At 47.0% G+C, this 14567-nt stretch carries 13 protein-coding genes; 5 read left to right on the top strand and 8 right to left on the bottom strand.

The window, feature by feature from the left end:
• Positions 1-229 precede the first annotated feature (229 nt).
• From K7399_RS12060 to K7399_RS12085, 6 genes are all read right to left on the bottom strand, one after another.
• Entirely contained in the window at positions 230-1186 is a 957-nt protein-coding gene (locus K7399_RS12060; RefSeq protein WP_028976138.1) for an ABC transporter permease, read from the bottom strand.
• Positions 1179-2117 carry an ABC transporter ATP-binding protein gene (locus K7399_RS12065; RefSeq protein ID WP_028976139.1) on the bottom strand — a complete coding sequence of 313 codons (939 nt, stop codon included), beginning with the start codon at positions 2115-2117 and terminating at the stop codon, positions 1179-1181. The genes K7399_RS12060 and K7399_RS12065 overlap by 8 nt, the downstream gene beginning before the upstream one ends.
• Positions 2107-2799, bottom strand: coding sequence for an ABC transporter ATP-binding protein (locus tag K7399_RS12070; RefSeq protein WP_028976140.1), 693 nt, complete (start codon positions 2797-2799; stop codon positions 2107-2109). The genes K7399_RS12065 and K7399_RS12070 overlap by 11 nt, the downstream gene beginning before the upstream one ends.
• Complete coding sequence (locus K7399_RS12075; RefSeq protein ID WP_028976141.1) at positions 2796-3173, bottom strand: GntR family transcriptional regulator; 378 nt, start codon at positions 3171-3173, stop codon at positions 2796-2798. The genes K7399_RS12070 and K7399_RS12075 overlap by 4 nt, the downstream gene beginning before the upstream one ends.
• A gap of 41 nt (positions 3174-3214) precedes the next feature.
• On the bottom strand, positions 3215-4009 hold the full coding sequence (locus tag K7399_RS12080; protein ID WP_037562927.1) for a hypothetical protein: 795 nt from the start codon (positions 4007-4009) through the stop codon (positions 3215-3217).
• Between the two features lie 84 nt (positions 4010-4093).
• Entirely contained in the window at positions 4094-5053 is a 960-nt protein-coding gene (locus tag K7399_RS12085; RefSeq protein WP_051575196.1) for a CPBP family intramembrane glutamic endopeptidase, read from the bottom strand.
• A 158-nt stretch (positions 5054-5211) separates the two neighbouring features.
• Between K7399_RS12085 and K7399_RS12090 the strand changes: the two genes are divergently transcribed.
• The 5 genes from K7399_RS12090 (at position 5212) to K7399_RS12110 (ending at position 11487) form a co-directional block, all read left to right on the top strand.
• A complete protein-coding gene (locus K7399_RS12090) occupies positions 5212-5706 on the top strand; it encodes a hypothetical protein (RefSeq protein WP_028976144.1) in 495 nt (164 codons plus the stop codon).
• A 696-nt stretch (positions 5707-6402) separates the two neighbouring features.
• Positions 6403-7869, top strand: a complete 1467-nt coding sequence (locus K7399_RS12095) for an FTR1 family iron permease (RefSeq protein ID WP_051575195.1) — start codon at positions 6403-6405, stop codon at positions 7867-7869.
• 6 nt (positions 7870-7875) lie between these two features.
• Entirely contained in the window at positions 7876-9030 is a 1155-nt protein-coding gene (gene efeO / locus K7399_RS12100) for an iron uptake system protein EfeO (protein ID WP_037562929.1), read from the top strand.
• 20 nt (positions 9031-9050) lie between these two features.
• Entirely contained in the window at positions 9051-10295 is a 1245-nt protein-coding gene (gene efeB / locus K7399_RS12105) for an iron uptake transporter deferrochelatase/peroxidase subunit (RefSeq protein WP_028976146.1), read from the top strand.
• A 310-nt stretch (positions 10296-10605) separates the two neighbouring features.
• Positions 10606-11487 carry an aminoglycoside 6-adenylyltransferase gene (locus tag K7399_RS12110; RefSeq protein WP_028976147.1) on the top strand — a complete coding sequence of 294 codons (882 nt, stop codon included), beginning with the start codon at positions 10606-10608 and terminating at the stop codon, positions 11485-11487.
• A 66-nt stretch (positions 11488-11553) separates the two neighbouring features.
• Here the strand turns inward: K7399_RS12110 and K7399_RS12115 are convergent, their stop codons facing one another.
• Complete coding sequence (locus K7399_RS12115) at positions 11554-12831, bottom strand: MFS transporter (protein WP_028976148.1); 1278 nt, start codon at positions 12829-12831, stop codon at positions 11554-11556.
• Between the two features lie 706 nt (positions 12832-13537).
• A complete protein-coding gene (gene pta, locus K7399_RS12120) occupies positions 13538-14530 on the bottom strand; it encodes a phosphate acetyltransferase (protein ID WP_028976149.1) in 993 nt (330 codons plus the stop codon).
• Between the last annotated feature and the right edge of the window lie 37 nt (positions 14531-14567).

The raw sequence follows: 14567 nt of genomic DNA on the forward strand, positions 1-14567 counted from the left end.
GCGATCCGCGACTGTGAAAAATTTTTTGTAATTCGCGCCGCTCCAACTGCTCGCTGGCACGCATCAACTAAGCACGATCCCGCAGGCGTCTCGCTCTGCGCTTTGATTCTTGGCCAAAACACTGGGCTATTGGTTTGAAGACAGGGCAAAATCTTATACTTTCTTTTCCCGTGAAAAAGGCGTCTCAAAGTCAACGAGTGACTTTGGAACGCCCTCTTTCAGGTATTGTTTATGCTTTAATATCGCGGCGTGTGTAGAAAAGCCAGCCGACCAAAACGAAAATGATGTAATAAACGACGAGAACTGCGAGTGAAAAGCCGAGGGTCATGTCGTCGCGCAACGGCGATCCGGTCGTATACTGCGTCAGATCGGTATTGGCAAACAGCACATATTTTACCCAGTCATATTTGGCAAGCAGACTAACGACAATTGAGGAAGCCATCAAGGTAAAGATCGATAGGCCAATCGCAAGTCCTCCGTTTCGGAATGCGGCGGCGATCAGTCCTGCGAACGTCACCATCATGAAGAGTGAGACGCAATTGAGCAGGTAGTCCTTCCAAACGGCGAGCGTCCAACTCGATTGGTAGACCGTGCCATGGTCATACACCAGATGGGCCTCACCCGCACCGCCAAAGCCGAAGAAGATCCCGCCCACAAGCCATGAGGCGATAAACAACGTGATCAGACAAACAACGGTGAACAATAAAGTAGAAATATATTTCGACAGAAGAATTTCCGTGCGATAGATCGGACGAATCAGCAGCAATTTAATCGTCCCCGTGTCGAATTCGCTGGCAATCGAGGTGGACACGACGATAATGGTGAAAATGCTGATCACAATAATCAGGTTGCTGCCCGCGCCTTGAACAAAGCTCCACAACGTTTCGCCTTGCGCCGGTTTTAGATTATGATCGATCCGGTACTCATTCATCTTGATTGTTTTCTTAAAGTAATCGGTGGCCTGTTTGTTCCCTTTTACCGATGCCATTTGTTTTTCCATGTTCTTATTGTCTTGAACCAGCATCTGTTTCCAATTGTGATCATTCTTTGGCTCGGGACTGTTTAATTTAATAATGAGACCGGCGGTTAAAATCAGCCCTAAAAGAATGATAATCATGACTTTCGCCGATGTTCGGCGATAAATTTTCATGTTTTCATTTTGCAGCAGTCCAAAAAAATTACTCAACGCTCTTCCCCCCTGTAACTTCCAGGAATCTGTCTTCCAGTGATTTTGCAACAGCGGCTACACCATAAATCCTTATTTTTGAAAGCACCAATGTATCGACGACGACCGGAATTTTTTCATGTTCCACCGGCAGTTCGATCGTTGTCTCGTCAATCCGTTCGGTTTCAATCGCCAGCTTCTCTTTGATCGCTTGCGCGGCTAGGCGACCATCATCAACCTGAATCCGTACTTTTGCCGCACCTTTTTCAATGAATTCATTGACTTTTTCAACGCCGACAAGTTTTCCTTTTTGCAGAATGCCAATGCGATCGCACATCAGCTGCATTTCGGAAAGCAGGTGGCTGGAAACAATCACCGCCACGTTTTCTTTGCGCGACAATTCATGCAAATAGTTGCGCAAATCATGAATACCTTGCGGATCAAGTCCGTTCGTTGGTTCATCAAGAATCAGCACAGATGGGTGATGCAGCAGCGCTTGAGCGACACCGAGGCGCTGACGCATTCCGAGCGAATAGCGCTTCACTTTTTCATGAATACGATCCTGAAGTTCAACCAATTTGACCACTTCCATAATCCGGTCTTTGCTAATTCCCGGGATCATGCGCGCATAGTGAATGAGGTTCTGGTACCCGGTTAGGAATTTGTACATTTCCGGATTCTCAACAATCGCGCCGACCTGACGGATTGCTTTTTTAAATTCGCCATTGATGCTGTGGCCCTGTATGTAAATGTTTCCCTGGGACATTCTCATCAAGCCAACGATCATACGAATGGTCGTCGTTTTCCCTGCACCGTTGGGACCAAGAAATCCGAAGACTTCACCGCTGTAGATCTCAAAGCTTAAATCATCAATAATCGTTTTCCCGCCAATACGTTTACTCACATGTTCCAAGCGTACGGCCGGTTTCTTTTCTGCGGCATTATTCGCCATACTTTTCCACCATCCAATCACTCAGACTTAACTTCTCATTGCGACGAATCGCTTCAACACGCTTCTGATCAAGAATCACTCCGTTTTTAATCAGAATGACCGAATCCAAGAGTGGTTCGATTTCCTGCAATTCATGCGTTGTGATGATCACCGTCTGTTTTTCCAAATCAACGAATGAAATCAAGCCCTTAATAATTGAGCTGCGCACCATTGGGTCCAGTCCGGAAAGCGGCTCATCCATCAAAAGAAACGGCACCTCGCGGGCAAGCGTCACAACAATTTTCAAACGGCCGCGATTGCCTTTTGAGAGATGCTTGACCTTCTGCATACGATCCAACTTCATGAAATCGAGCATCTCTTCAGCTTTCACGCGATTAAAATCACTGAAGGTACGCGCATAAAAGTCAACGGTTTCCAAGACCGTAAGAAATGAATAATAACTGTCCAACTCAGACAAATAGGCGACCTTTCGACAGATTCTTCGATTGGCCGTCTCACCATCAATGAGCACAGTGCCATGTGTGGGTCGGAGCAATCCGGCGATCAGCTTCAACGTTGTTGACTTGCCGCTGCCATTTGAGCCGATCAGCCCGGTAATCTGGCCTGGTTCGATTTGCAGGCTGACGTCTTTCAACGCTTTTTTCGTTAAATAGCGCTTCGATACGCCTTCTAACTGAATCATTCCTTTTCCTCCTTATCCGTTAAAAAGTCTTTCAATCCATCCAGCATTTCCCGTTCTGAGTAACCCATTTCACGCATCTCAGACACAAACAGCTTGATATGGCTGGTTTTCAATTCCTCGCGCATGCGCTGCAGTACGGCAGGTTTCTCCGTTACAAAGGTCCCCTGTCCACGTTTTTTCTCAACGATGCCCGTTTCTTCAAGTTCTCGGTACGCACGCTGCACGGTATTCGGATTTACTGCCGCGTCAATAGCCAACTCTCGAACGGAAGGCAAACGTTCACCTATTCCAATTTCACCGCGGATAATCCTGTTTTTAATACGCTCGCACAATTGTAAATAGATCGGAACAGACGGGTTAAATGGCTGGGCCATGCGCGTTCTCCTCCTTGCTGTCACATTCGTTATTCATACACTTATGATGCCTCCAGCTTATGATCGGTTAGCCAAGCAGCCAGAATAAACATAATCACCGTTTTCACCAGATCAAGGACAATATCGCCCACCGTCAGACCAATTGGATCAGCCGTTGCAAAATCTGTGCTCAGCGTTGTCGGTGCGCCGTCCGGCATTACAAAGTGCAGCACTGAAACATTTTGAATCGGGCCCCAATCGGTTAGAAACGCGAATGCTCCGGATTCGATAAATTTCCCATCAATAATGGAGTAAACCACGATGCCGACAATCAAGACGATCCAAGCCCATTTTCCAATGCGCGACCGCATCGTGCGCTGAACCATCCAAAGGAAAAGAAAGGTGATCCCGCCGCCGATGCCGCTCCAAATCAAGATCAGCACAGCAAGCATGGTGATTCGAAAGAGAGATAATTCCTGCGGCATCTCGGTGATTCTCATCAGACTTACCCATGTGTAGGTGCCGACAATCGCCGTAGTGCCGATAAAGTAAACCAACGCTCCAGACAATTTTGCAAGGAGCATTGACCATCCGGGCAGCGGATTCTGCATCCAGATATGAAACGTTTTCCGCTCCTGAATGACCGTAAAAAGCAGGTATACCGGAACATAGAACAACAACAGAATGGTCAGCATGACACCGATAACCATCGGTGCGACATTTCCGTCATCGCCGTAGCGAAAGTTCAAGAATACGCCCAGAGCCATGAGCAGCAGCTGCAGGATCAAAAAGATCACGAAAGCCATCCAGCCGAGCCTCAATTCCTTTTTGAACAATGTAAACCAAACCGTTTTCATGTATATCCCCCGTTTATTTATATTACCGTATTAGTTAAATAATACACTAGACATCCCGTTTTGTCAATTCACCTTAGAACGTGCTTATAATTTTTCAATACCGAGCAGAATCGCCACGCCATTGAACAGAAGCAAGAGGATTATGGGAATGGAGGTAAAAAAGTACAACCACAATTTCTTTTCCGGACGCTTTTCCCACGCAGCATGCAGCCAGCTTCGAATAGCATTTCTATTTTTATAGAGAAAAACGCCAAGAACCAGGAAGACCGCAACAAGTAACCCGCTATTCAGGATGGCTGATAATACCTCAGAGTGTACCGCACTGATCGCTTCGCTCAGCAAGTTGTTCAAACTGTGTATGAGTATGGTCAACCAAATGGAATAGGTCTTTGCCAAATAGCCAAGAACTATGCCGGTTCCAAAGGCGACCGGCAGTTGAATAATATTGCCGTGCATCATGCCGAACAGCAGCGCCGAACCCGTAATCGCAAAAAATGAGCCAAAGCGTTCTAGGCTGCGCAAAACAGCGCCGCGATAAATAAATTCTTCAAAGATCGGTGCAATCAAGCAAGTATAGACAAACATACTGATTGTCTTCGACCCTTCCAGAATTTCTTCAGACGGCTCTGCCGTATAACCGAAAAGATGCAGCAGTCCTTCGACCGGATACATGATCAGCATGAAAATCATATTAAGTCCGAGAACAAACACAAACCCGATAAAAACGATGCGACGATTCATCCTTTTTCCAACAGTTGTTAAATCATGCGTCCAAAACAGCTTCTTTCGATAGATCAGGAGCGGGATAAAAGCGATCACCACCGCAAGAATCATCGGCCAGCCGCTTTCCTGCAGGGGATTAATGAATTGTTTCTCCATCTGTTGTTCCGTCAGGTCAGGGGTGAGAAACAGCGCCGGGAAGATTTGAACAACCATAAATGCAATCACCACGGCCCATAATAATCCCCCTTGAAACAGCAATGAAATCCCCAGTTTTCTAAAATGACGCTTTATTTTCTTCCGTTTAGCTCTATTACCATTCATAAGCATCCCTCTAACACATCATTGTATTAGTAAAATAGTACAGTGATGATTTGTTTCTGTCAATTCCCGGTTGGGTTAGACCCGCACGCAAAGCGTAAATATTCCCGCGTTCCTTTACTGAAGCTGGGTATGCTATAATAAACCGACAAAACGAGAAAATGGAGTTGAACGCATCTTTGTTACTTGATTTCAATCAAAAGCTTGCGATTATTGAATCCTTTAGCGAACTTGAACAAAAGAAAGTCTCACTGGGAAGGCTGAATTTCCAATACAATGGTAGTGCGACAGACAAGAAAAACGTCGTCTATCATCTGCATCCGAACGGCAACGGCTATGTATACGCCAAAGGAATTGATGGCTACGATGCTGATGCCAAAGGTATGGTCAACATCCGCGATTTCTCTGAAGAGGAGCTCCGAGAATTACTGAAAAAAGCCATTTTTGCGCTGTCGCCTGAAGGCCTCTATAAAAGAGAAACCGCGAACGGCAACGATCACGAACTTTGGGTGACGCCAAGCGGCCGGAGCGAACTGGAAATTGTCTACGACAATGCATTGTGGAACGTCTATGCTGGAGATTTACTCGACGGAACGTTCCGAACCTATAAAGAAGCGGTGGAATATTTAACGGAAGAAGGCTTCGTCCGGAAATGAGGCGCCGCAGGCAAGCGGCGCTTTTTTCACACTGGTAAGAAAGTATAAAAAATAAAAGATTTTCGGTAGAACGCCGCGTCCTGCGGCTCACCGAACACTAGGCCGTCCATGGCCGTCGCGACGGCGACTTTGCCTTCGCCAGAGGCTTGGCAAAGCCAAGTTTTCCAATAGGTGATCCACCGTTACACATCCCCGATCTCTTCTTGCTCATTCCCTATCCGTCTTTGCTCGCAGGATAAGGTTTTGCCTCGTCTTCAAACCCATAGACCCGTATCTTGACCGAGAATCCGAGCGAAGGTACTCTGACGCCTGCGGGATCGCGCTTTATTGATGCGTGCCAACGAGCCCCGCAGATTTCTGCCTGTCTGGGGAGACTCGTGGTGCACCCGCGGCAAGCGAATAACCGAAGCGACGATTCAGCACTGAAAAGACATGAACCCGCCACACATAGCTGAAAATGAAGGACCGGGCGTATTTTACCCGGTTTTTCTTATTTTCTACCATTTCTAGCCCATTCTTCATGTGATGTTGCTCGTCTCTCACGCTCACCCTAACAAAATTATTGTTTTATCTATAACATTCATCACATTATTTATTCACTTTTTAAAATTTTTATTGACACCTTTATGTAAGGCTACTAAACTATAAATGCTTAGTTGAAAATGATTATCATTTCCAATACGGAGGTGTTTGTATATGAATCGGCGCCATAGCATCGGCGCAATCATGATCGTGTTGCTTTTGCTCAGCCTTCTCCATCCTTTTCCTGCACATGCGGCAAAGGCAGTGGATGTCTCTCCTGCACTGAAAGACTTGAATCAGGCGATCACCGCCCTTCAAAAAGGTCAATCGGCGGATGCGCCTTATTCATCATTTAAAACGTGGTGGCAGCAGCACAAAACAGCGGTATCTAAAAGCTCGCTCGATGTCTCCATTCAATTAAGTCAGGACATCAGTTCCGCTTCACTAGATCTGCTTAACGGCAATCGCAAACAGTCAATCAAAAGTCTCAGCACGCTCAGGCAGACGCTTCAGGATTACCAAAGCGGGTTATATGGCGGCGTCAAAAGTTCGACGCACCAATCCCTAGGTTCTTACATAACGGAGCTTGAGAACGCCAAACACGCTTTGGAGCAAAAGGATTGGGTCACCGCAGCCACCCAGGTCAAACAGTTGCAACAGGACTGGCTTTCTGTAGAAGGGGATGTGGTCAGTCAATCACAGAGTATCTATACCGAGTCGGAGAAAAATCTCGTCATGATGGATGCTTACCTGGCAAATCCGAAAACGCATTCAAAAGCGCAGCCACTGATTGACGAGATGATCACGAGCCTTAAACCACTCGCCTCAGCGAATTACGGGATGTGGGATGCCGCACTCATTCCGATTCGCGAAGGACTTGAGGCTCTGCTCGTCATCGGCGCATTGCTGACGTTTGCGCGCAAAGCCGATTCAACGCCTGCTAAGCTGTGGATCTGGAGCGGTACAACGCTTGCCATCGTTGTCTGTCTAGCTGTCGGCGCACTGGTTTCGTTCCTACTTTCAGTCGCTTCCTTCGGCAACAACAATTCGCTGATCAACGGCTGGTCGGGCGTCATTGCCAGTCTGATGCTACTCTATGTCGGCTACTGGCTGCACCGCAATGCTGATATCCAACGCTGGAATGCGTTCATTAAGTCGCAAACGGCTCAAGCAATCAGCAAGCGCAAAATGATCTCGTTTGCGCTGCTTGCCTTCATCGCTGTGCTGCGTGAGGGCATGGAAACCGTCATTTTTCTTATTGGAATGGCCGGACGCATGCCGGCATCAACGTTGATTCTCGGGATCGCCATTGGCTTCGGTTTTCTAATCGTGATCGGTGTGCTCATGCTGAAGCTTGGCGTTCTGCTGCCGCTTCGTCCATTCTTTATGATCTCAAGTTTTGTGGTCTTTTACTTAGGTTTCAAATTTATGGGTTCAGGCATCCACAGTTTGCAAATGGCCGGCGTATTGCCTTCCTCGGTGTCCGATCGTTTGCCTTCCGTAAACAGTCTGAGCATCTTCCCATCCTGGTACAGCATTGTGCCGCAGGCGATATGCCTTGTTATTTTCGTCATCGTTCTTTCAAAAAGATGGTTGATGAACGTATTTCATACAAACAGCAAACAAGCCAAGGAGGCTTAACTTCTCATGACAAATCAAAAGAAAATCATGTTTATCCTTTTAGCTGCACTGATGCTCCTCCCCATCTCCGCTTGCAGCAGTGCGCAGAAATCCGATGGTGAAAAATCAGCACAAACAACCGCAGATCCAGTTAAACAGGGGACGAAAAAGATGCAGCAAATCAACAAGAATCTTCAAGCAGCGTTAGAAAAAAACGATACCGCCGCCATTAAAAAATACGGCAAACAACTAAACACTCAGTGGCTTTCCTATGAAAATGGTGTCCGTGACCGTTTCCCGCTCCAATACGCAAAAATTGAACGCTATCAGCAACCGATTTATGCGCAATCAAATTTGGAAAATCCCAATGCAGCACAAGTTAAAGAAAACAGCAGGGCCTTGACCGACCAGCTCAGCGATCTGCTTGCAGCAAAAGAAACCAAAGCAAAACCGTCCAAGCAAATGGATCAGGCCGTTGATGATTACTTGAAGTATGCTGATGAACAGATTGATCAGCTTGTCAAAACAACCAAACCTTTCGTCCAGGCAGTTAAAGACGGAGACGTTGAAAAAGCGAAGAAACGCTATACATTGCCGCGTATCTACTACGAACGGGCCGAACCAATCGCTGAAAGTTTCGGAGACCTTGATCCGGCAATCGACGCACGGATCAATGACGTAGAGACCGAATCCGACTGGAGTGGCTTTCATGAAATTGAACGCGCGTTGTGGGAGAAGAACAGTCTGAAAGGCCAAGAAAAGTATGCCGATAAGCTCATGGCCGATGTGCTCAGTCTGCAAAAGAAAGCAAAATCGTTCAAGCTGACACCAAAAGCGATGGTCGCCGGGGCAATGGAACTGCTTGAAGAAGCCGCAACCAGCAAGATTACCGGTGAAGAAGAGCGCTACTCACATACAGATCTCGTCGATCTTCAAGCAAATGTTGACGGTTCAAAAGCCGTTTATCAGGCTGCCATTCCGGCGCTGATTCAAGGCCATAAAGATCTGGCAAACCAAATCGACAAGCAATTTCAAGCGTTTGACAAACAAATGCTGAAATACAAAAAATCAGATACCGAATACGAAGACTATACGAAACTGAACAAAGAACAGATCCGAGAAATCAGCAATGAATTGAGCAAGCTATCCAAGCTGATGGCCCAGACAGCAAAAATATTCTAAACAGAAAGGGTTGATCCCTCATGGCCAAAGATGATCTGAGCACTCCAAATGAGCAAAAAGAGTACTCAAGACGGGATATGTTGAAAATGACGGCACTCGCCGGCGGAGGCATCGCGCTTGGCGCAAGCGGCTTCGGTACTGTACTTGAACTGCTTGGCAATAAAAACGGTGAAGCGAATGCCGCAAATCAATCCACCGTCCCATTCTTCGGAAATCATCAGGCCGGCATCACAACTGCCCATCAAAACTACGGTTATCTCGCCGCATTCGACATTGATCCATCGGTACATGATGCAGCCAAAATCATGGCACTATTCATCACTTGGACACGCTTGGCTGCCACGCTGACGCAAGGCAAACGCGAAGTCAACAGCGACAATAAAGAGCTGCCGCCAAACGACACGAATGAGGCGCGCGATCTCGGCGCGGCAAATCTAACGATCACCTTTGGACTTGGTCATTCTTTCTTCACCAAGGATGGGAAAGACCGCTTTGGGGTCGCAGCCCACATGCCGAAACAGCTCACAGCGATGCCGCATATCGCCCATGAAACGCTGGATCCTGCTATTTCAAACGGAGATCTTTGTGTTCAGGTCTGTGCCGATGTACAGCAAGTGGCCTTTCATGCCTTGCGCAATCTGATCAAAGAAGCACTTGGCACAGCGAACATTCGCTGGATGGAGTCGGGCTTTCTCAATGCGCCAAAGGGCCAAACTCCAAGGAATCTATTTGGCTTCAAAGACGGAACGGCGAACGTCGCTGATTCTGAGGACCAGAAGAACGTCATCTGGACAGGCAGCGATGAACCGCAGTGGATGCGTGGCGGAACCTATCTTGGCTACCGTAAGATTAAAATGATCATTGAAACTTGGGATCGGGATTCGTACAGCGATCAAGAAAATGTTTTCGGACGAAAGAAAAATTCCGGCGCACCATTCGGACAGAGGCATGAAAAAGATCCGGTCATTATGAACAAGATGCCAGCAGATGCGCATGTTCGACTGGCACATGGAACGGGAAAACAGATTTACCGGCGCGCCTATTCATACACGAACGGCATCCAGCCGCAAACCGGAAATTTAGACGCGGGGCTTTTATTCATTTCCTATCAAAATAAACCCCAAGACAGCTTCATTCCAATGCTGCGTTTGCTTGGTAAAAGCGATGCGCTCAATGAATATACCGATCACATCGCCACAGGACTGTTTGCCATCCCTGCCGGCATTAAGAAAAATGAGTATTTCGCTCAGCATTTATTTGAATAACTTGGATACGTTCTGCCCTCGTGCTCCTGTGCACGGGGGCTTAATTATTTCCACGGCTAGCCTAATTCACGTATAATAATCTTAATAATCAGTCAGAAATGCATTGTGTGAATCAAGAAAAGCGTTTTACACCCCTACAGCGAAGCGCAGCCAATCGATCCTCTGTCATTCTTTTAAACGAAGATCACGAAACGGTTTTTCATACAGAAAGGACAATACAATGAAATCATTAAACCGGCATTAGACCCGTTCTGAGTCACCTCCGCCCATCTGCGATTTTTTCACCATTACAATAAATGGAGGAAATAAAATGCGAACAGAACAACAAATGAACCAACGGATTCTGGACCAGGCAATCAATGATGAACGCATTCGCGCGGTCATCCTAAACGGCTCACGGGCAAATCCGGATGCGCCTCGTGATTGTTTTCAAGATTACGATATCGTTTACGTCACACGCAAAGTATCCGCGTTCACGTCTGACCATCGATGGATCGACGTCTTTGGTGAACGCATCATCCTGCAGATGCCCGATCTGACGGACATCGGCTGCGGAACGCCAGCATTATCCGATCAGCACTTCACCTACTTAATGCTCTTTAAGGATGGCAACCGAATCGATTTGACGCTGATGACTCCGGAACAAGCCAACGATTATGTGAATGGCGACAGTCTGAGCGTCATCCTGCTTGATAAGGATGGGCAATTTAATGCCGTACCACCTTCATACGACCGGAATTACCACATCGCGCCACCGAGCAAACAGCAGTTCGCCGATTGTTGTAATGAATTTTGCTGGGTAGCACCCTATGTAGCTAAGGGGTTATGGCGCGGCGAAATGCCTTATGCCAAAGCGATGCTTGAGAACCCGGTCCGTGATATGATGGTACGCATGCTCTCTTGGCATGCAGGCGTACGCACTGATTTTACTGTGAGTGCAGGCAAATGTGGCAAATACTTGCCTCGCTATGTCGAAGCAGACGTTTGGCAAGACTATCTAAGCACATACCCGGATGCAGATTCAGAGCACATCTGGCAAGCTCTTTTTCGCATGCGCGCACTTTTTCGACGACTTGCGCAGCATGTGGCAGATCATTTCGGCTATGAGTACGCCAAAGCCGATGACCGGAACGTCACTAACTATTTGAATCACGTGCATGCACTGCCTAAAGAGGCAAAGGCGTTTGACTAATCGTTAGACAGCAAAACTCGGACACACAGGTGCCCGAGTTTTTTTATTATCGTTGCGCTGAGTGTATTAGCCTTGAAGCTTCTCTTCCTGAAACGCGCCGCGGCGGCTGACTGTCCATGCGCAAAAACTGACCGCGAGCATGCCGATAAACGAACCAATAATGATGCCAATGGCTGATGTATACTGGAACAGCACCCCGTAAACAAACATGCCAAGCGGCTGCAGCGAGGTCGCGCCAACCATCAAAATCGTAAAAACACGGCCCTGGTAATGCATCGGAATCGTCTTTTGCATGTATGTGGTCAACGGTACGTTAACAAAGACCAGAACCAGTGCCAATACAAAATTAATGCTCCCAAAAATGAAGGTCGACACCCATGAATTGAGTGTAAAAAGAAGCGGAATGATGGCGAAAATCAGTGGCAGTCCTTCAAAAAAAAGCGACTTGCTGACCATTCCAATCGGATTGCTGTCCACTGTCAATTTCGCCGCCAGAAGCCCGCCGGCGACCATCCCTAATGAAAACAGCGCTTCAGTGAGACTGTATTGAATATTTTGCATGTGCAGGACTTGAACAATGAGATACGGGAAACCAACGTTAAATACACCGCAGAGAAAGTTGAGTACCGAGGCAACGAGAATCATCATCAAGATCAACGGTCGTTTTTTCACATAAACCAATCCCTGCCTCATCGATGCCCACATCGACTCTGATTTGCTGCCCTGCTGCATGACAGGCGGTTCAACAAGCTGAAAGTTCATCGTGAGCACAATCAGAACAACCACGAGCTCAGCGACAATTTCAAAATAGATAAATGACCGAAACGGTACGAACGCAAATACGACACCGGCAGCTATAGGCCCGAGAATTTGCGCAAGCGAGTTTGCCGACTGCTCCAAGGCATTCAACTGTTGAATAAACGCTTTTTCGACAAGACGGGAAATTGCTGACATATACGTTACACTGAATAGGCGGGCATTTAGTCCGAGGGTCGCCACCATGATGAGCACCATTAAATAATGCCAATTTCCAAGCAGCGGGAAAAGCAGACTGTACACAATCAGTAAAAGCACACATCCGATTTGTGTCGAAACCATAACGCGCTTGTGATCGTAATGATCGGCAAGGTAACCGATAAATGGTGAAAAAACAATGCCAATTAGCGGACCGATCAATAAAGTTGTTCCGAAATTCATTGCCGATCCGGTCAGTTTTAATATGTATAAACTGATTGCAAAATTAAAAAGTGAGCTACTGAAGCTTCCGATAAAATCGCTAGTGACGGCTTTTTTTATTTGCCGCTGTGACGCCCGTTTCAGATAAAGGGCTTGGTCTGGATCCATATTCTCACCTTCGATTGTCCATGATCTTCCAATTATATACCTTATCCTTTTAGCCAAAAAGATTTTTCAGAAGTTTTCGAAAGAAAATATGCTTTGTCTCTAGGGAACCTCGTCATCAAATGGTTAAAACTAGTCCAAGCCATACGAAAAACCGGGCAAAAAGTGCCCGGTCCTTACTTCCGCAAGATGTGGTGGCTTTCACGTCGCATACAGGACGTACTTTCACAGGATGTGATGACTTTCGCGTTGCATACAGGACGTACTTTCACAGGATGTGATGACTTTCGCGTTGCATACAGGACGTACTTTCACAGGATGTGATGACTTTCGCGTTGCATACAGGACGTACTTTCACAGGATGTGATGACTTTCGCGTTGCATACAGGACGTATGCGCACTTAGCGAAAGTTCCTTTAGGAAAGTTCCTTTAGGAAAGTTCCTTTAGGAAAGTTCCTTTAGGAAAGTTCCTTTAGGAAAGTTCCTTTAAGAAAGTTTCTTTATGTGTGATGGGCTCGCGTCTTTTCAGTGCTGAATCGTCGCTTCGGTTACTCGCTTGCCTCGGGCGCACTGTCTTTTGCGGGACCAAAAATCTTATACTTTCAAAAACCGAGCGAAAAACGCGTGCTTTCAGTCGTATGAAGTATTTGCCCGTTGCTTCAATTGCTCACCTAACGGTACCGAACGCCTCGGAACGGATGCCGATCCTTTATACATTTTGAGGCTGGGCTGCACTCAGCGCTTGCTTGGCCGTAATCAGCGCCAGCTTGTAAACATCATCTGCCGAACAGCCGCGTGACAAGTCGTTAACCGGCTTGGCCAATCCCTGTAAAATCGGTCCCACTGCTGTATAGCCGCCGAGTCGCTGTACCATTTTGTAACCAATATTTCCTGCATCGATATTTGGAAAAACAAACACAGTCGCTTTGCCGGCAATCGGGGAATCCGGCGCTTTTTTAGCTGCTACTTCCGGCACATAGGCAGCATCAAACTGCAGCTCGCCGTCAACCGCAAGATCCGGTGCTTTCTCATGAACGCGCTTTACTGCTTCGTTCACTTTATCAATCGACGGGTCTTTTGCCGATCCCTTCGTAGAGAAGCTGAGCATTGCAATTTTCGGATCGATACCGAACAGTACCGCTGTCTCCGCTGATTCGATGGCGATTTCCGCCAATGTTTCACTGTCGGGCGATATGTTAATGCCACAGTCGGCAAAAACGAATTCTTTATCCCCCTTCGTAAGAATAAAGGAACCCGAGATCCGTTTCTTGCCCGGCTGTGCTTTGATGATTTGCAGTGCCGGACGCACGGTTTCAGCGGTTGAATGGGCTGCACCGCTGACAAGTCCTTCCGCTTCGCCCAAGTAAACCAACATCGTCCCGTAGTAGCACGGATCGCTTAACCACTGTGCCGCTTGGGCAGCATCCGTCTTTCCCTTTCTGCGTGCCACCAATGCATCGATTTTAGTCTGCAGTTCTTTATCCGTTTCCGGATGCAGAAATCGAAGCTTATTTTCAGAAGCAAGCGTCCTCAATTCCTCAGTGGATTCTTCTTGTTTCCCAATCAGAATGGGCACAATCAATTCTTCTGACGCTAAAGTGCACACCGCTTCGCGAATCCGTTCATCGTCTGCTTCAGGAAAAATAATCGACGGTTTCCCCTTCTTAATTTCGGGTTTCAATCGTTCAAATAAGTCTGCCATCGTCCATCGCCTCCCAATAATTATCTTATACCTTTAG

It is taken from the genome of Sporolactobacillus terrae (assembly GCF_019930545.1).
In the GTDB taxonomy this organism is placed as follows: domain Bacteria; phylum Bacillota; class Bacilli; order Bacillales; family Sporolactobacillaceae; genus Sporolactobacillus; species Sporolactobacillus terrae.